Source organism: Bacillus atrophaeus (genome assembly GCF_039519175.1).
In the GTDB taxonomy this organism is placed as follows: Bacteria; Bacillota; Bacilli; order Bacillales; family Bacillaceae; genus Bacillus; species Bacillus atrophaeus.
Genome location: NZ_CP154443.1, coordinates 2,849,906 through 2,868,689 on the forward strand (window position 1 = coordinate 2,849,906; position 18,784 = coordinate 2,868,689).

Below are 18,784 nucleotides of genomic sequence, written 5' to 3' on the forward strand. Positions count from 1 at the left end.
ACAAGCATTTAAAGATTGTCTTTGCCGATGAGCATTTGCTATTCTTTTTATATTATATAGGAGAGATGATATGAGACATGTAAACGTTTTGCTGGCAGGAGGAGCTTCCCGCCGATTTGGAGAACCGAAAGCATTTGTTAACTGGAGAAATAAGATGTTTTACGAATGGGGCAAAACAGCTTTAGGAGATAAAAAACCGGTCATCATCAGCCATCCGGAGCTGATCAAAAGATTTCAAAAATACGGGGAAAAAAACGTGTTTCAGGATGTGGATCCGTTTCAAGGCTTAGGACCGTTAGCCGGCATATATACAGCTTTTGAAAAAACGGACGGTGATGTTTATACTGTTCTTTCTTGTGATACGCCACTTATAAAAAGAAGCACTCTTCTAGCATTGAAAAGTGTTCTGAATGAACGAACAGACGCCGTAGTTCCGGTTTCTGAGGGCAGAGAGCAGCCTCTCATGGCGGTGTACCATAAACGTATCAGTTCATTGCTTTACGAGCAGCTTTCTCAAAAGCGTTTAAAGATATCGGACTTTCTGCACCAGCTTTCAGTGTGCTATGTGGATGCTGAAGAGATTGGCGCAAAACCGGAAGAGTTTATGAATATAAATACACCCTGTGATTACCAGCAAATGGATGAGCAGTACTGATAAGCCTCTCCAAGGACTGACAGCGTGAAAACATGATATGATGAGATAAAAAAGCAGAGGGAGCAAGTTTGATGCAGGAGCGTTATTCACGGCAAACCAGATATAAGCCAATAGGAGAAGAGGGTCAGCAAAAGCTGGCTGGCAGCCAAGTGCTTTTCGTCGGCGCCGGTGCGCTGGGAACGGCCGGCGCAGAAGGCCTCGTGAGGGCGGGAGCTGGAAACATCACGATCATTGACCGGGATTATGTAGAGTGGAGCAATCTGCAAAGGCAGCAGCTATATACAGAGGATGACGCAAACAAACGATTGCCGAAAGCAATGGCGGCTAAGCAGCATCTTACATCTATAAACAGTGATATACATATTGAGGCGCTTGTCGCTGAGGGAACAGCAGAAACACTTGAACCGCTCATCCGGCAAGCAGATGTCGTGATTGATGCGACCGATAATTTTGAAACGCGTATGATTATCAATGATTTGGCACAGAAAACGAAGACACCTTGGATTTATGGAGCTTGTGTAGGCAGCCAAGGCATGTTCATGACGATCATTCCCGGTGTTACACCTTGTTTATCGTGTTTATTTGACCAAATCCCGGTTGGAGGGGCCACATGCGATACGGCGGGGATCATTTCGCCGGCCGTTCAGATTGTCTCGGCATATCAGCAGGCTGAGGCGCTTAAGCTGTTAACGGGAAAATCAGGGGCCGTTCAGCGCGGCTTCGTGACCTTTGATGTGTGGAACAATTTACATATGAAAGTTGATGTAGAACAAATCAAGCGAAATGAGTGCCCTTCGTGCGGGTCTCAACAGATTTATCCGTATCTTCAAGAATGGAATATGCCAAAGGCAGCCGTTCTATGCGGAAGAGATACCGTTCAAGTCAGATCAGAGGCTCTGAAAAGAATTTCAAAGCAGGAGCTAGTTCAGCGTTTGGAGAAAATCGGCAAGGTAGAAGCTAATGAGTTCTTGCTTCATATTGTCTATGAACGGTTCAGAATCGTCATTTTTAACGATGGAAGGGCTCTTGTGCATGGAACAAAAGAAGTGAAAGAAGCAAACTCCGTTTTGGCGAGACTAATTGGAATGTAACAACAGGGGGTTTTTTAAAATGTTAGAGAAAAGAAAGCCGATACCGGTAGATGAAGCAGTGCGGCGCGTCAGTGAATTTCAAAAACAGGGAAAGACAGAGTGGGTGCCGCTTGAAGACAGCCTTCATCGTTTTTTAGCTGAAGATGTAAAAGCGGATCACGATGTGCCTGCTTTTGACCGTTCTCCTTACGATGGCTTCGCTGTCAGAGCATGTGATACAGCCTCTGCCACCCGTGAAAAGGCAGTCCGATTCGAAGTTATTGACCATATCGGAGCTGGCGCGGTTTCTGAAAAAGAACTAGGTTCGTTTCAGGCAGTCCGCATAATGACAGGCGCTCAAATTCCAAAAGGAGCGGATGCAGTGGTCATGCTTGAGCTGACGAAAACGGATGAAGAAGGCGGGAAGACTTACATGGCTTTAAAGCGTCCGTTCAAGTCGGGAGATAACATCTCAAAAACAGGAGAAGACGCGCAAAAGGGAAGCTCATTGCTGAAACGGGGAACGAAAATAACACCCGGAGTAACAGCTCTTTTAGCGACATTTGGCTATGCCTCCGTGCCTGTTGTAAGAAAACCTGTCGTCGGCATTATAGCAACCGGAACTGAGCTTCTCAATGTCAGTGATCCGCTCGAACCGGGAAAAATCCGCAACAGCAACGCCGGAATGGTCTGCGCGCAAGTCATTGAAGCCGGAGCTTCTCCACTGTATCTGGGGAAAATTTCCGATAACTTTGACGAAAGCTATGAAGCGGTAAAAGAAGCGATGAAAAAAGTCGACTTCCTGTTGACGACTGGGGGTGTCTCAGTAGGTGACTTTGACTTTTTGCCGGCAATCTATCAAAGGCTTGGGGCAAACGTTCTCTTTAATAAAGTAGCGATGAGACCCGGAAGCGTGACAACGGTTGCCCATGCAGATGACATGCTTTTGTTTGGTTTGTCAGGAAACCCGTCCGCATGCTATGTGGGTTTTGAATTGTTTGTAAAGCCGATGATTCAAACATGGCTGATGAATGATAAGCCTCATTCGATATGTGCTGAAGCCACCTTAACAAAGGACTTTCCAAAACCGAATCCATTTACAAGATTTGTCCGCGCGTTTGTTTATCATCAGGACGGTAAACTTGCGGCGTCTCCGGTCGGTTTGGACAAGTCTAGTTCTGTGACATCGCTTGCCGAAGCCAATGCTTTTATTATTTTACCGGGCGGTACAAGGGGATACGAATCAGGCCGGACGGTTAAGGTGCTTTTGATCAGAGAAGAGAACGGAAGTGAATGGCCTTGGACCGCCCTCTCCCAATCCTCCAAATCATAGGGTATCAAAACAGCGGAAAAACAACTTTTATTGAGCGTGTACTGAGAGAAGCTGCAAGACAGGGACTACATGCAGGCTGTCTGAAGCATCACGGGCATGGAGGCGAGCCAGAGGCGTTTACTGAAGGAAAAGATACAGATCGCTATTCGGAGGCTGGAGCCGCAGCGTCAGCTGTTGAGGGGGCAGGCGTTTTGCAGCTCACTGCCCGGCGTCAGTGGGATCTTCCCCAGCTAATTGAGCTATATCGTTTTCTAGATGTGGACTGCCTTCTCGTAGAAGGCTTTAAAAAAGCCTCCTATCCTAAAGTTGTCATCTTAAAAGAAACGTCGGAATGGCGTGAACTTCAACAATTGGATCACATCATTGCCGTTATCTGCAGAAAAAAAGAACATGTGACAGCACAGAGCGGAGCACCCGTTTTCCATGCGGATGATCCGGCTGCCATCGCTTTTGTGCTTTCACAGTTGAAGGGAGGATCTGCATAATGGAACGTTTTCAGATTACGAAGCATCCAATTATTGCGGAAGACATTGTAAAGAAAGTCGAGAAACGGGAAGCAGGGGCGATTACCACATTCATCGGGACAGTCAGAGAATGGACACATGGAAGAAAAACCGTTCGTCTCGAATACGAAGCGTACGAACCGATGGCTGTGAAAATGCTTGCGAAAATCGGAGCTGAAATTGAGGCTGAATGGCCGGGGGCTTCTGCTGCTATCACCCACCGTGTCGGCGTGCTGGATATCGGGGAAGCGGCGGTTGTCATTGCCGTGTCATCTCCGCATCGTAAAGCTGCTTATGAAGCAAATGAATACGCCATTGAAAGAATAAAACAAATTGTTCCGATTTGGAAAAAAGAAATATGGGAAGACGGTGCACAGTGGATCGGCGATCAACTTGAGAAAACTCCCTATCCAAACGGAAAGCCTGATATAGAAGGGGACGGGGCAAATGATTAAAATCCTTTTATTTGCGGGGTTGGCTGAACAGGCCGGTACCCAAATGATTGAGTACAATAAGGATCGGGCAACAACAGATGAAATAAAAGACCTGCTGAAGGAACAATACGGCCTTCAGTCCATTGACACAGCAATGGTAGCCATAAATGAAATATACGCAAAAGAAAATACTCCTTTAACATCGGGCGACACAATCGCCCTCATCCCTCCTGTCAGCGGAGGATGAAAAAAACCGGACGGCAAAGCTTTCAATGAGCTCAGGCCGCCCGGTTTTTTATTTGCATAAATGGCATTGTGCCCTGCATATAATGATGTTCTGTAGGCATTGATTTTTACATAAACCCTCCGTCTAAAAGGCGGAAAAAACCTCCATACTAAGTCTGAATTTTTAAAATATAGTGGAAATTGATTTTGGTAATCGATATAGTAATCACAAATTGCTAAAGAGAAAGGTGCTATAGAATGGAAACGTTTAAAAAGTTGAGACATTTTTACTGGCCTTATAAAAAAGTATTTATATGGTCACTTGCCGCAATGCTTTTGATGACAGCTATTACAGTTATTTATCCGATTATCCTGCAAATTACGATTGATGAAATTGTAATCGGCGGACGCTATCAGCTCGTGGCGTGGGTCAGTCTTGGTTTTATCGCTGTAATGGCGGTGAAAGGAACAGCCACCTTCTTTCATCAATATTTGGGTGATCTGTTTGGAATCAAATCTGTTTATCGATTAAGAAACGGTTTGTATGGAAAGCTGCAGAAACTTCCGTTTTCCTATTATGATAACGCCAAAACAGGCGATCTTATGTCAAGGCTGACAGCTGATGTAGAAGGGCTTCGTTTTTTCTTGTCATACGGGCTTTCAGAGCTGATCCGTTTTGTCTTGCTTGTGGCGATCAGCTTATCCGTTATGTTTTACTACTCTGTCCCCTTGACCCTTGTAACCATTGCAGTTCTCCCGTTTTTGGCAGTCGCTGTTTACCGGTTTGATAAAAGAGTACATCCCGCCTTCAGGGGAATCAGAAAATCATTTGCGAATCTTAATACGAAGGTTCAGGAAAATATCAGCGGCATCAATACGGTCAAATCACTCTCAAGAGAAGATTTTCAGATCAGCGGTTTTAACAAAGCGAATCAAGAGTACCGTGCTACATTTTTACAGACTTCCTCGATTTGGTCGACATACTTTCCGCTGATGGAGTTTATCGGCAATATTTGTTTAGTTGCCCTCCTGTCTTACGGCGGCTACCTAGTCATGCAGAATCAGCTGAATCCCGGTGAGCTTGTGGCTTTTTTCAGTCTTGTCAACTATATGATGTGGCCAATTATGAACCTTGGCTTTGTCATTAATATGTTTTCACAGGCAAAAGCATCTGGAGAGCGACTGCTGGATATTCTTGAAAAGGAAGAAGACATCAGCGATCAGGTTCATGCTTTGACAGATCAAAAGCTGGCGGGTGATGTTGAGTTCAAACGGGTCTCGCTTCGGTACGTAAATGAGGACCATGCAGTTCGAGGCATAAATTTCACGGCAGAACGGGGAAAGATAGTCGGACTGTTCGGGCCAACAGGCTCCGGAAAAAGCACAATCACGCAGCTGCTCACCCGATTCTACAGCCCGGAAGACGGCATCATCACTATCGACGGCAAAGCGCTGACAGATTACTCATTAAAAACTCTTCGTTCAAACATCGGAGTTGTGCTTCAGGAATCTTTTTTATTCTCTTCTACTATTAAATCTAACATTTCTTACGGAAAGCCGGACGCTTCGATGCAGGAGATAGTAGAGGCTGCAAAAAGGGCGCAAGCACATGATTTTATCAAAGAGCTGCCTGATGGGTATGACACGATGCTTGGCGAAAGAGGCATGGGCCTTTCAGGAGGACAAAAACAGCGGATCGCCATTGCAAGGGCTATCTGTTTGAATCCAAGCATTTTAATATTAGACGATGCGACAAGCGCGGTTGATATGGAAACTGAACATCAAATTCAGCTTGCTTTAAAAGAAGTCATGAAAGGACGCACGACTTTTATTATCGCCCACCGAATTTCTTCCCTGAAGCATGCTGATGAAATTCTTGTGCTGAACAAAGGGGAAATCTGTGAAAGAGGAACACACGAAGAGCTTCTTGTACAGAATGGCTATTATAAGAGAATTTATGACTTGCAATATCAAGATTTGAAAATAGTGAATGAGCCGCATCAGGTCGGATAGGAGGGCTTATGGAAAAAACAAAAAAACAAGCGATCATGGAGCGGTTTTTTTACACCGCGGATGAAATTATTGAAAAGCCTTTTAACTGGGCGCAGATGTGGCGGCTGCTAAGTTATGTTAAACCTTATCGGAAAAATATCCTGCCGCTTTCTTTTCTTATGGTGATCATCGGGACGGCTGTCAGACTCCTCATTCCCATTTTAATTGGTGTTTATGTGCTGGATCACGCGATCTCCCGGCAAAACCCCCAGCTCCTTTTACAGCTTATCTTGATTATCAGCGGCCTGTACGTGATAAATTACGCGGCTAACATATTAAGAATACGTTGGATGAACCAGCTTGGGCAGCATGTCATTTATGATTTGCGCCAGCATTTATTCACACATGTTCAGCGCTTGTCTCATAGATTCTTTGACCAGCGGTCCGCAGGGTCTATTCTCGTTAGAATCATGAATGATATTAATTCCCTTCAGGAACTTTTTACAAGCGGCGTGATCAATCTGCTGACAGATCTTTTGCTCCTTCTCGGCATAGTCGTGATCTTATTCACGCTGAGTCCCGAGCTGACCATTGCAATCATGATTACATTGCCGATCATGTTTTTCATTTCAACAAGCCTGCGCAGAAAAATTCGCCGCTCATGGCAAATGGTGCGACTAAAACAATCTAAGCTCAACTCGCATCTAAACGAAAGCATCCAAGGTATCCGGGTGACACAGGCATATACACAAGAACAAGAAAATATGGCCTATTTTGATGGAGTGAATCATGAAAATTATCAATCTTGGCGGGATGCTACAAGAAAAAATGCGATGTTCCGGCCGCTTGTGGAACTGACAAACGCGGCAGGAACAGCTGTTTTGATCTGGTATGGGGCGACGCTGATTATGAATGGCACTGTCACGATTGGCATTTTTGTCTCATTTGCATTTTATTTAGGTATGTTTTGGGAACCGATATCACGGCTTGGTCAAGTGTACAATCAGCTCTTAATGGGAATGGCATCTTCTGAACGGATATTCGAGTTTTTGGACGAACAACCGAGCGTCAAAGAAATAGAAAATGCAATTCACATCAAGAAATTGAAAGGTGACGTTGAATTTGAGGATGTTGAGTTTTCTTACGATCACAAACGGAAAGCTCTTCATACTGTCTCTTTTTCAATCCCTGCCGGAACCACATTGGCGCTGGTTGGTCATACGGGCAGCGGGAAAACGACGATTGCCAATTTAATCAGCCGCTTTTATGATGCGACTGGCGGCACAATAAAAATAGACGGAATTCCCATTACTGATATGTCTCTATCCAGTCTGCGCTCACAAATCAGCATAGTGCTCCAAGACACATTTATTTTTTCCGGCACCATTATGGAAAATATTCGATTCGGAAGACCGAATGCTGCGGATCAAGAGGTTATAAAAGCCGCAAAAGCCGTCGGCGCAGACGATTTTATCTCAAGATTAGCAATGGGATATAAAACCGAGGTAGAGGAAAGGGGGAGCGCATTATCAGCAGGGCAGCGCCAGCTCATTTCCTTTGCAAGGGCGCTTCTTGCCGACCCGGCAATTCTGATCCTTGACGAAGCCACGGCAAGTATAGATACAGAAACGGAGGTCAAGATCCAGCAAGCGCTGAAAACCCTCCTCCACGGGCGCACGGCTGTAATGATCGCCCACAGACTTTCCACAATCCGCGACGCCGACCGGATTATCGTCCTTGACCATGGCAAAAAAATAGAAGAAGGCAGCCATAAACAATTAATGAACAAAGCAGGTATATACTCAGGGCTTGTGAAAGCACAATACAGCGTATCCTGAGATCTAAAATAACCTTCAGAGCTATCTGTCTGAAGGTTTCTCAATTTTAATAAAAATTAAATTTCGAAAAATTGGTTTTGTGATACACTTTTAGTATAAATATGGATGTTTACGAAAAAATGAAACTTTTTTTCTGAATTTTCGTATTTACATTCAGAACAATTCATAGGAGGTTTTATAAAAATGGAGACCAATCTAGAAAAAGGCCACGAGGCTCAAACCGAAAAACCCTCACTTCTCGGAGTGATTACAAGCCCGGGTGTCCAGTTTGAGAGAATAAGAGTAAAGCCTGTTATTGGAATGCCGTTAATTATCGTTCTTGCAATGATTATCGTTGGAACTGTGTTGCAGGGATTAGGCATGGACTATGGGGATTTGATGAGAGAATCTGGTTTGACAGGCGAGGAATTAGAAATGGCTCAATCATTTGCTGCCATAGTAGGAATCATTGGCGGTATTTTTGCAGGCGTTGCCATGTTGTTTATTGCGCCGCTTATTTATTGGCTTTGTGTAAAAATATCCGGGGGAACTACAACATATAAAAAAATGTTATCTCTCACACTTTTTATTTCGTTTATTACCAGCTTAGGCTTGCTTATTAATGGAATCGTTCTGTACTTTACTGATACAAATTCCTTTTATAGCGTCACATCCTTGGCGAGTTTAATTACTTCTGATCAGCCGTTAACAAGTGTTTTAAGTGCATTTGAAATTTTTAGCATTTGGGGATATGTTTTATTGGCTATCGGTCTGCAAAAAACAGGCGGAATCTCTAAGAAATCGGCATGGATTTCTGTCATTGTCTTGTTTGTTCTTATGCTGCTATATTCATTTATTACAGGCTTTTTCAATTCACAGGCAGGTGTATGATCATTGAAAAAACTTTGGATCGGAATCGGAATCGCAGCCATTGTCGCACTGTTTATCGGAATCAACATATATAAATCTGCCGCTCAAACGGGCGGCAGCACTGCGGAGAGTATAAAAACCGGGAAAATGGAAGAGGAGGAAATAGGTACAACTGTTATGGTCCCCGGCACTCTGAAGTTTTCTAATGAACAATATGTATTTTATGAAGCTGACAAAGGGACTCTTACAGACATTAAGGTAAAAGAAGGGGACAAGGTCGAAAAGGGAACGGCTTTGATCAGCTATGAGAATGAACAGCTGAACCTGGAAAAGGAGCAAAACGCATTAACCGCCGAATCCAACCAGCTGCAAATTGATCAAATAAATGAAAAAAAGAATGCATTAAACAGTAAAGAAAAAGAGCTGACAAAGCAGCTGGGAGAAAAGGAAGCGAAAAAACAAATAGAGTCAGAACGCACTGAGCTTGAGATGCAAGAAAAGAGCGCCCAAATTGAATTAAAGCAATCTGAGCTGCAAAAGCAATCGCTGGCAAACCAAGTGGCAGACCTTGAGGTAAAAAGTGAAATGGAGGGAACCGTCATTGCAGTCAACCAAGAGGCGGCCTCGAAAAAGTCCGACATTCAAGAACCGGTGATACATATTGGAAATCCTAAAGACCTCATCGTTTCTGGTAAGCTGTCTGAATACGATACGCTAAAGGTAAAAAAAGGCCAAAAAGTGACCCTGACATCAGATGTCATTCAGGATAAGTCATGGAAAGGCACGGTGTCAGCGGTCGGCCTTGTCCCTGACCAGCAAGAAAACGCCGCAGCATCAGGTGCGGAGCAGGCGGTTCAGTATCCGCTTCAAGTCAAAATAAAAGGCAGCCTTCCGGAAGGCAAGCCCGGCTTCAAATTTATTATGAACATCGAAACAAATAAACGAAAAGCGAATACCCTTCCTTCAAAAGCTGTGAAAAAGGAAGATGATACGTACTATGTATACGTAGTAAAAGACGGCAAGGCCCAGCGGACGGAAGTAAAAGTCGGCGAAACAACAGATGATTTGGTGGAAATTAAAGAAGGCATTTCAAAAGATGATCAAGTCATTTTAAATCCTTCTGACGATGTTGCCGACGGAACGGATGTGAAGGCTTAATGATTCAGCTTTCTAAAGTGAAAAAAAGCTATCAGATCGGCAAGGAGACTTTTGATGTTCTCCATTCGATTGATCTTTTGATTGAAGGAGGAGAGTATGTCTCCATTATGGGGCCGTCCGGTTCGGGCAAATCAACGATCATGAATATTATCGGCTGTCTGGACCGGCCGACATCAGGCATTTACAGGCTGGACGGAGAGGACATTTCTTCCTATAAAGATAAAGAGCTGGCCGCTGTCCGCAACAAATCCATCGGCTTTGTATTTCAGCAGTTTCAGCTGCTCCCCCGTCTGAACGCCAAAAAAAATGTCGAGCTTCCAATGATCTATTCAGGTTTTAATAAGAAAGAACGGCAAGAAAGGGCTGAAAAGGCGCTGGAAAAAGTCGGATTAAAGGACAGAATGCTTCATATGCCAAATGAACTGTCCGGCGGGCAAAAGCAAAGGGTTGCCATTGCGAGAGCCATTGTAAATAATCCTAAATTAATTTTAGCGGATGAGCCGACAGGTGCGCTTGATACAAAAACAAGTGCCGCTATTATGGAACAATTTACGGAGTTAAATGCGGAAGGTACGACAATTGTGCTCGTCACCCACGAATCGGAAATTGCTGACTACACAAATCGGGTGATTACCGTGCGTGACGGTGAAATCGTCCCTCTCCAAGAACAAAGGAGAGTGGGAGAATGAGCCTGTTAGAAAATTTGGGCATGGCTCTCAGTTCCGTGTTGGCGCATAAAATGCGCTCCATCTTGACAATGCTCGGTATCATTATCGGCGTTGGTTCGGTAATTGTCGTAGTCGCTGTCGGGCAGGGCGGAGAACAAATGCTGAAGCAGTCCATCAGCGGACCCGGAAACACGGTAGAATTATATTATTTGCCAAGTGATGAAGAGCTTGCGAGTAACCCTAATGCCATGCAGGGAGCAAGTTTTACAGAAGACGATATTAAAGGATTGAAAGATATCAAAGGCGTAAAACAGGTCGTCGCTTCCTATGCCGGTAATATGACTGCCCGTTATCGGGAGGAAGAAACAGATACGTCAATCAACGGCATTAATGACGGATATATGAATGTAAATTCATTAGACATTGAAAAGGGCAGAAGCTTTACGGATAATGACTTTCTTTCCGGAAAAAGAGCGGGTGTGATTTCTCAAAAAATGGCGGAAGAATTATTTCATAAAAAAACTCCGCTCGGTCAAGTCGTCTGGATTAATGGACAGCCAGTTGAAATTATCGGGGTGCTCAAAAAACAAACAGGTTTGCTGGCTTACGGGCTCAGTGAAATGTACGTGCCCTTTACGATGATGAAAACCTCTTTTGGCACAAGCGATTACAGCAATGTGTCTCTGCAAGTCGAATCAGCCGACATGATTAAAGAAGTCGGTAAAGAGGCGGTTCAGCTAATGAATGATCATCACGGGACGGAAGATTCTTACCAGGTAATGAATATGGAAGAGCTTGCGGCGGGCATCGGTAAAGTGACGACAATCATGACGACGATTATCGGCTCAATCGCAGGTATTTCTCTTTTGGTCGGAGGAATCGGTGTGATGAACATTATGCTTGTGTCAGTTACAGAAAGGACACGGGAAATCGGAATCAGAAAATCACTGGGAGCGACAAGAGGGCAAATTTTAACTCAATTCTTAATTGAATCCGTCGTTTTAACTCTGATCGGAGGACTGATCGGAATCGGAATCGGCTATGGAGGAGCCTCGCTTGTCTCTATGTTTGCAGGCTGGCCGTCCCTTGTATCATGGGAGGTCGTCTTAGGCGGTGTATTATTCAGTATGGTCATCGGCGTCATCTTCGGGATGCTCCCTGCAAATAAAGCCGCGCGTTTAGATCCGATTGAATCTTTACGTTACGAATAACCTCATGCAAAGCATGGGGTTTTTTATATGTATGCGTTTTTTACTATCAAATGAATATAATAGATTTTTTTATTTATGATAAGAAGAAAATTGTCATACAATCGTCCTTCTTTTTGTCGAATTTACAGTTTACAAACCATACTTGCATACGTTAATATGAACAAATGTGAAAGATTTTGATAGTTATTGAATGAATTTGAATGATTTTAGTTGCCTAACGTAAAAAAAGCGAATACAATTAGATTGTATCCAAAATGAATACGTTTTCATTGGAGGTGAAGCATGTTAACTCCTGAAAGGCATCAACTGATTATTGATCAGATTGAAAAGTACGATGTGGTTAAAATTCAAGAGCTGATAAACCTGACAAATGCTTCTGAATCAACGATAAGAAGGGATTTATCAACGCTCGAAGAACGCGGCTTTTTAAAGCGTGTTCATGGCGGAGCTTCAAAGCTTTCCGACATTCGGCTTGAACCCGACATGCTTGAAAAATCATCCAAAAACCTTCACGATAAATTAAAAATCGCTGAAACAGCGGCTTCTCTGTTGGAAGAGGGTGATTGCATTTATCTTGATGCAGGCACTACAACTTTACACATGATTGAATTTATGGATAAAAGTAAAGATATAGTCGTTGTCACAAATGGGATCATGCACATTGACGCTTTAATAAGGAAAGAGATTACTTTTTATTTGCTTGGCGGTTATGTCAAACAAAGGACGGGTGCAATGATCGGCGGCACTTCTCTGACTGCGATGGAGCAGTACAGATTCGATAAAAGTTTTCTGGGAGTCAACGGCATTCATGCAGAAGCCGGTTATACGACTCCGGACCCTGATGAATCTCTTTTAAAGCATAAAGCGGTCAAACAGGCGAAAAACGCTTATGTGTTAGCAGATCCTTCAAAATTTGGAGAAATTTCATTTTCAGCTTTTGCCAGCTTAGGCGACGCAACAATCATTACCACTGACGCTAAGGAATGCACATTCGATAATTACCAAGAAAAAACTGTCGTAAAGGTAGTGAAACCATGATTTACACTGTAACGCTTAATCCATCTGTCGATTATATTGTGCATGTTGAAGATTTTATCGTCGGAGGGCTGAACCGCTCTAAATATGATACAAAATATCCAGGCGGTAAGGGAATCAACGTATCAAGATTGCTTAACAGACATCATGTTCCGTCAAAAGCACTCGGATTTGTCGGCGGATTTACCGGTGAATATATCAAATCATTTTTGAAACAGGAAAAACTTGAAACAGCGTTTTCCGAGGTCAAAGAAGATACACGTATCAATGTAAAGCTGAAAACCGGCGATGAAACGGAAATTAATGGACAAGGGCCGTCTATAACAAATGAAGATTTCAATACCTTTTTAGAGCAGTTCTCAGCGCTTGAAGAAGAAGATATCGTCGTCCTTGCGGGAAGTATCCCTTCATCATTGCCGCAAGATACGTATGAAAAAATTGCAAAAGCGTGCCAGCAGCAGGGCGCCCGCGTTGTTTTAGATATTTCAGGCGAAGCGCTCACGAAAGCAGCTGACATGAAACCGTTATTGATGAAGCCGAATCATCATGAGCTTGGCGAAATGTTCAATACAACAATCGAAACTGTTGAACAGGCTGTTCCTTATGGGAAGAAGCTTGTTGAGCAAGGTGCTGAACATGTGATCGTATCAATGGCTGGAGACGGCGCGCTTTTATTTACAAAGGACGCTGTTTTCTTTGCCAATGTACCGAAGGGGAAATTAGTGAACTCAGTGGGAGCGGGCGATTCTGTCGTAGCAGGTTTCCTTGCGGGTGTATCGAAACAGCTGCCGCTTGAAGAGGCATTTCGTTTAGGGGTTACTTCCGGAAGCGCAACCGCATTTTCCGAAGAGCTCGGAACAGAAGAATTTGTACAGCAGCTTCTCTCGGAAGTTCAGGTCACACGTCTATAGAGGAGGAATGAAAGTGAAAATAACTGAGCTGTTAACGAAACATACGATAAAGCTGAACATTGAAAGCAAAGAAAAAGAAAATGTCATTGACGAAATGGTTACAGTACTTGACCATGCCGGAAAACTGAATGACAGAGCAGCTTATAAAGAAGCAATTTTAAACCGTGAAAGCCAAAGCTCTACAGGAATCGGCGAAGGGATTGCCATCCCGCATGCGAAAACAGCAAGCGTCATAAATCCTGCTATCGCATTCGGACGTTCTAAAGAGGGTGTTGATTATGAATCACTTGATGCACAGCCTGCGCATCTGATCTTTATGATTGCGGCTACCGAAGGGGCAAATAACACCCACCTTGAAGCGTTATCAAGACTCTCTACTCTTTTAATGAGGGAAGAAATCCGCAAACAGCTGCTCGAGGCTGAAACAGAAGATGCGATCATTGATATCATCAATGCACATGATAAAGATGACGACGAAGAGGAAGAAGAAAATGAGCCGCAAGCTCCGTCATCAAAAGGGAAAATTTTAGCGGTCACAGCTTGTCCGACCGGAATTGCCCATACATTTATGGCAGCGGATGCGCTTAAAGAAAAAGCAAAAGAGCTCGGCGTTGATATCAAAGTGGAAACGAACGGTTCTAGCGGAATTAAGCATGCGTTGACGGCTCAAGAAATCGAAGACGCGCCGGCCATTATAGTTGCTGCTGACAAGCAGGTTGAAATGGAACGCTTTAAAGGAAAACACGTGCTTGAAGTGCCTGTAACTGCAGGGATCAGACGTCCGCAAGAACTGATCGAAAAAGCCGTAAATCAGGATGCTCCTATCTATAAGGGCAACGGCGGCGGTTCTTCTGCCGGCAGTGAAGAAGCTGAGTCCAAAGGCAAATCGGGCGGCATAGGAAACACATTTTATAAACACTTAATGAGCGGTGTCAGCAACATGCTTCCGTTCGTTGTAGGCGGCGGTATACTCGTTGCGATTTCGTTCTTCTGGGGGATTAATTCATCCAAACCAGATGATCCGACTTACAATGCATTCGCGGCTGCTCTTAAGTTTATTGGCGGCGACAATGCGTTAGCCTTAATCGTGGCTGTTCTTGCCGGATTTATCGCAATGAGCATCGCAGACCGCCCGGGTTTAGCCCCAGGTATGGTAGGCGGTTTCATGGCATACCAGGCAGACGCTGGATTTTTAGGCGGGCTGATCGCAGGGTTCTTGGCTGGTTACATTGTCGTTCTGCTTAAAAAAGTGTTCGCCGGTATTCCTCAGTCACTTGACGGATTAAAACCAGTATTGCTTTACCCGCTGTTTGGTATTTTCTTAACCGGTATTATTATGCGCTTTGTCATCAACACACCGGTAGCTGCTTTTATGTCGTTCTTGACAAACTGGCTTGAAAGTCTCGGCACAGGCAACCTTGTGCTTATGGGAATTATTTTAGGCGGTATGATGGCAATTGACATGGGAGGCCCCCTGAATAAAGCTGCCTTCACATTCGGAATTGCGATGATTGACGCAGGAAACTATGCGCCTCATGCGGCAATTATGGCAGGCGGTATGGTTCCGCCGCTTGGCATCGCACTTGCGACAACGTTTTTCAAAAGCAAATTCTCAAAACGTGACCGTGAAGCAGGGGTTACATGCTATTTCATGGGAGCGGCTTTTGTAACAGAAGGGGCGATCCCGTTTGCTGCAGCTGATCCGCTTCGCGTCATTCCTGCATCCGTTATCGGTGCAGCCGTAGCGGGCGGTTTGACAGAATTTTTCCGGGTGACATTGCCTGCACCTCACGGAGGAGTTTTCGTAGCCTTTATTACTAACCATCCGCTGCTTTACTTATTGAGCATTGTGATCGGTGCTGTCATAACGGCCGTTCTTCTCGGGATATTTAAAAAACCTGTTACAGAACAATAAGATGAAAAAAGCGTCCTTTAGGGGACGCTTTTTCTTCATCAGCCTATTTGGCAGCATGGTTAGGTTATGTATTTTATGATGAATTGTGATAAAGTAAAGATAATGAGAATCAACTGAAATAGTGATCGTCTAGGAGGAACCATTTTGACCGAAGAGAAAAATCCTAAAACTGAAAAACCGGTGAAAAAAAAATCCAATACGTATTGGGAATGGGCAAAAGCGATTGTCATTGCCGTGGTTTTGGCACTCTTAATCCGCCACTTTTTGTTTGAACCGTATTTAGTGGAAGGTTCATCCATGTATCCAACCTTGCATGACGGAGAACGTTTGTTTGTGAATAAAACCGTCAACTATGTCGGAGAGCTGAAGCGGGGAGATATCGTCATTATTAACGGCGATTCATCAAAAGTGCATTATGTGAAGCGGTTGATCGGTAAGCCTGGAGAAACCGTAGAGATGAAGGATGACACGCTTTATATAAACGGGAAAAAGATAGACGAGTCATATCTGTCTAATAATAAAAAAGATGCGAAAAAGCTGGGTGTTAATCTTACCGGGGATTTTGGGCCTGTCAAGGTTCCGAAAGGGAAGTACTTTGTAATGGGTGATAATCGCCTGAATTCGATGGACAGCCGGAATGGACTCGGGCTTATTGCCGAAGATCGGATTGTCGGCACTTCCAAGTTTGTCTTCTTCCCATTTAACGAAATGCGCCAAACAAAATAAAAAACGCCATGCTGTACTCACTCCGGAGTCAGCAGGCGTTTTTTTACATTGAAAAAGAGGCAGCTATCGCGATAAACAATACGGTTACAAACACGGAGCCTATAATGGCTAACACACTGAAGAAAAGGTGAATTTGCTTTTGTTCTTTCCCGCGTTTTTGCCAAAAGCGCTTCGCAAATATGTGCGAAAATGTGTATATAAAAGCAATACCGATGTATAAGCCGATATCTTTGGCGGTAAACCCTGTTACGGCCAGATATATGCCTGTAAAAAAGATAAGTAAACAATATTCTGAAAGTGTTAAGAGCCTCAACGTAATCCTCCGTTACTATGGTCATTGACCCACTTCTTTTCTTCTATTGTAACATAGCTGCATCCCTTATCGTGTAAGTGTTTTCGGCTTCCATTTAGCAGGAAGCATTTCTCTTCCTTCTTATTCATGGTATACTTTTATTGATGATAGATACGATGGAGGATTATAAATGATTGCTGTAAATAATGTGAGCTTACGGTTTGCGGACCGTAAGTTATTTGAAGATGTAAATATTAAGTTTACGCCGGGCAACTGCTACGGATTAATCGGTGCGAATGGTGCGGGTAAATCAACGTTTCTTAAGATTTTATCCGGAGAGCTTGAACCTCAGTCGGGCGATGTCCATATGAGTCCGGGCGAACGCCTTGCCATCTTAAAGCAAAACCACTTTGAATATGAAGAGCATGAAGTATTAAAAGTCGTTATTATGGGCCACAAACGTCTGTACGAAGTGATGCAGGAGAAAGATGCGATTTACATGAAGCCTGATTTCTCTGATGAAGACGGCATTCGCGCCGCTGAACTTGAAGGCGAGTTTGCGGAGTTAAACGGCTGGGAAGCTGAAAGTGAAGCCGCAATTCTTCTGAAAGGGCTTGGTATTTCAGAGGATTTGCACTCTAAGAAAATGGAAGACTTGGGCGGATCAGAGAAAGTGAAAGTTCTATTGGCTCAGGCATTATTCGGGAAACCTGATGTATTGCTGCTGGATGAGCCGACAAACCACTTGGACCTTCAAGCTATCCAATGGCTGGAAGAATTTCTGATTAATTTTGAGAATACCGTTATTGTGGTATCACATGACCGTCACTTCTTAAATAAAGTATGTACCCATATTGCTGATCTCGATTTTAACAAAATTCAAATCTATGTCGGCAACTATGATTTCTGGTATGAATCAAGCCAGCTTGCTTTAAAACTTTCACAAGAAGCGAACAAGAAAAAAGAAGAGCAAATTAAACAGCTGCAAGAGTTTGTGGCCAGATTCAGCGCAAATGCGTCTAAATCAAAACAGGCTACTTCAAGAAAGAAACTTCTTGATAAAATTTCTCTTGATGATATTAAACCGTCTTCACGCCGTTATCCTTACGTCAACTTCACACCGGAACGAGAAATCGGAAATGATGTTCTTCGGGTGGAAGGTCTGACAAAAACAATTGACGGAGTAAAGGTACTCGACAATGTCAGCTTTATTATGAATAAAGAGGATAAAATTGCGTTTACCGGACGCAATGAATTAGCTGTTACTACGTTATTTAAAATCATTTCCGGGGAAATGGAAGCAGACAGCGGCACATACAAATGGGGTGTCACAACGTCTCAGGCATACTTCCCTAAAGACAACAGCGAATATTTTGACGGCAGCGATGTGAACCTTGTTGACTGGCTTCGCCAATATTCGCCTCATGATCAAAGTGAAAGCTTCCTGCGCGGCTTCCTGGGCCGGATGCTATTCTCGGGTGAAGAAGTGCTTAAAAAATCAAATGTATTATCAGGTGGAGAAAAAGTCCGCTGTATGCTCTCGAAAGCAATGCTTTCAGGCGCTAATATTTTAATACTCGATGAGCCGACGAACCACTTAGATCTAGAATCCATCACGGCTTTGAACAACGGCTTAATCAGCTTTAAAGGAGCCATGCTGTTCACATCACATGACCATCAGTTTGTTCAAACCATTGCCAACCGTATTATTGAAGTAACACCTAAGGGCATTGTTGACAAAAAAATGAGTTATGATGAATTCTTAGAGAGCAAAGACGTACAGCAAAAACTCTCAGAATTATACGCCTAACCAAAAAAGCAGAGGAAACTCTGCTTTTTTTCTTTTTCACTTAAAGTGTTCAGAGTCGCTGAGGCCGTTGTAATAAAAAAATGAGACAGTTCATTAAAGAAAAATTCATTATTGTCTGTTTTTACTGTAAACTTTTATTTTAAAAGGGGATAGAGTGTT

Annotated in this window: 18 protein-coding genes; 17 read left to right on the forward strand and 1 reads right to left on the reverse strand. The window is 43.6% G+C overall.

Annotated features, from left to right (window positions below; all coding sequences use genetic code 11):
* Positions 1–70 precede the first annotated feature (70 nt).
* The 16 genes from AAHT65_RS14535 to sipT all read left to right on the forward strand — a co-directional run bounded on the left by AAHT65_RS14535 (position 71) and on the right by sipT (position 16,523).
* A complete protein-coding gene (locus tag AAHT65_RS14535) occupies positions 71–655 on the forward strand; it encodes a molybdenum cofactor guanylyltransferase (protein WP_010788467.1) in 585 nt (194 codons plus the stop codon).
* A 71-nt stretch (positions 656–726) separates the two neighbouring features.
* A complete protein-coding gene (locus tag AAHT65_RS14540) occupies positions 727–1,746 on the forward strand; it encodes a MoeB/ThiF family adenylyltransferase (RefSeq protein WP_343310436.1) in 1,020 nt (339 codons plus the stop codon).
* A gap of 19 nt (positions 1,747–1,765) precedes the next feature.
* The gene (locus tag AAHT65_RS14545; RefSeq protein ID WP_343310437.1) at positions 1,766–3,058 is read left to right on the forward strand and encodes a molybdenum cofactor synthesis domain-containing protein; all 1,293 of its coding nucleotides are present in this window, start codon (positions 1,766–1,768) and stop codon (positions 3,056–3,058) included.
* On the forward strand, positions 3,019–3,543 hold the full coding sequence (gene mobB / locus AAHT65_RS14550) for a molybdopterin-guanine dinucleotide biosynthesis protein B (protein WP_010788470.1): 525 nt from the start codon (positions 3,019–3,021) through the stop codon (positions 3,541–3,543). Before AAHT65_RS14545 ends, mobB begins: the two co-directional genes overlap by 40 nt.
* Positions 3,543–4,016: a molybdenum cofactor biosynthesis protein MoaE gene (locus AAHT65_RS14555; protein WP_088117084.1), complete on the forward strand. Its 474-nt coding sequence runs from the start codon at positions 3,543–3,545 to the stop codon at positions 4,014–4,016. Before mobB ends, AAHT65_RS14555 begins: the two co-directional genes overlap by 1 nt.
* A complete protein-coding gene (gene moaD, locus AAHT65_RS14560) occupies positions 4,009–4,242 on the forward strand; it encodes a molybdopterin converting factor subunit 1 (protein ID WP_003327245.1) in 234 nt (77 codons plus the stop codon). The genes AAHT65_RS14555 and moaD overlap by 8 nt, the downstream gene beginning before the upstream one ends.
* A 236-nt stretch (positions 4,243–4,478) precedes the next feature.
* Positions 4,479–6,233 carry an ABC transporter ATP-binding protein gene (locus AAHT65_RS14565; RefSeq protein WP_094231946.1) on the forward strand — a complete coding sequence of 585 codons (1,755 nt, stop codon included), beginning with the start codon at positions 4,479–4,481 and terminating at the stop codon, positions 6,231–6,233.
* Positions 6,234–6,241: 8 nt separating this feature from the next.
* The gene (locus tag AAHT65_RS14570) at positions 6,242–8,050 is read left to right on the forward strand and encodes an ABC transporter ATP-binding protein (protein WP_268521440.1); all 1,809 of its coding nucleotides are present in this window, start codon (positions 6,242–6,244) and stop codon (positions 8,048–8,050) included.
* 183 nt (positions 8,051–8,233) lie between these two features.
* Positions 8,234–8,920 carry a Yip1 family protein gene (locus tag AAHT65_RS14575; RefSeq protein WP_343310438.1) on the forward strand — a complete coding sequence of 229 codons (687 nt, stop codon included), beginning with the start codon at positions 8,234–8,236 and terminating at the stop codon, positions 8,918–8,920.
* 3 nt (positions 8,921–8,923) lie between these two features.
* On the forward strand, positions 8,924–10,057 hold the full coding sequence (locus AAHT65_RS14580; protein WP_343310439.1) for an efflux RND transporter periplasmic adaptor subunit: 1,134 nt from the start codon (positions 8,924–8,926) through the stop codon (positions 10,055–10,057).
* Positions 10,057–10,746 carry an ABC transporter ATP-binding protein gene (locus AAHT65_RS14585; RefSeq protein WP_010788476.1) on the forward strand — a complete coding sequence of 230 codons (690 nt, stop codon included), beginning with the start codon at positions 10,057–10,059 and terminating at the stop codon, positions 10,744–10,746. The genes AAHT65_RS14580 and AAHT65_RS14585 overlap by 1 nt, the downstream gene beginning before the upstream one ends.
* Entirely contained in the window at positions 10,743–11,936 is a 1,194-nt protein-coding gene (locus AAHT65_RS14590; RefSeq protein ID WP_343310440.1) for an ABC transporter permease, read from the forward strand. The genes AAHT65_RS14585 and AAHT65_RS14590 overlap by 4 nt, the downstream gene beginning before the upstream one ends.
* A 282-nt stretch (positions 11,937–12,218) precedes the next feature.
* Positions 12,219–12,974, forward strand: a complete 756-nt coding sequence (locus AAHT65_RS14595) for a DeoR/GlpR family DNA-binding transcription regulator (protein ID WP_003327238.1) — start codon at positions 12,219–12,221, stop codon at positions 12,972–12,974.
* Positions 12,971–13,882: a 1-phosphofructokinase gene (pfkB, locus tag AAHT65_RS14600; protein WP_094231952.1), complete on the forward strand. Its 912-nt coding sequence runs from the start codon at positions 12,971–12,973 to the stop codon at positions 13,880–13,882. The genes AAHT65_RS14595 and pfkB overlap by 4 nt, the downstream gene beginning before the upstream one ends.
* 13 nt (positions 13,883–13,895) lie before the next feature.
* Positions 13,896–15,797 carry a PTS fructose transporter subunit IIABC gene (locus AAHT65_RS14605; RefSeq protein WP_094231953.1) on the forward strand — a complete coding sequence of 634 codons (1,902 nt, stop codon included), beginning with the start codon at positions 13,896–13,898 and terminating at the stop codon, positions 15,795–15,797.
* 144 nt (positions 15,798–15,941) lie between these two features.
* Entirely contained in the window at positions 15,942–16,523 is a 582-nt protein-coding gene (sipT, locus tag AAHT65_RS14610) for a signal peptidase I sipT (RefSeq protein ID WP_003327235.1), read from the forward strand.
* A gap of 43 nt (positions 16,524–16,566) precedes the next feature.
* Here the strand turns inward: sipT and AAHT65_RS14615 are convergent, their stop codons facing one another.
* Positions 16,567–16,836 (reverse strand): hypothetical protein, encoded by a 270-nt coding sequence (locus AAHT65_RS14615; protein ID WP_063637629.1) that lies wholly within the window; start codon positions 16,834–16,836, stop codon positions 16,567–16,569.
* 169 nt (positions 16,837–17,005) lie between these two features.
* Between AAHT65_RS14615 and AAHT65_RS14620 the strand changes: the two genes are divergently transcribed.
* On the forward strand, positions 17,006–18,625 hold the full coding sequence (locus tag AAHT65_RS14620; protein ID WP_088117091.1) for an ABC-F family ATP-binding cassette domain-containing protein: 1,620 nt from the start codon (positions 17,006–17,008) through the stop codon (positions 18,623–18,625).
* Positions 18,626–18,784: the final 159 nt, after the last annotated feature.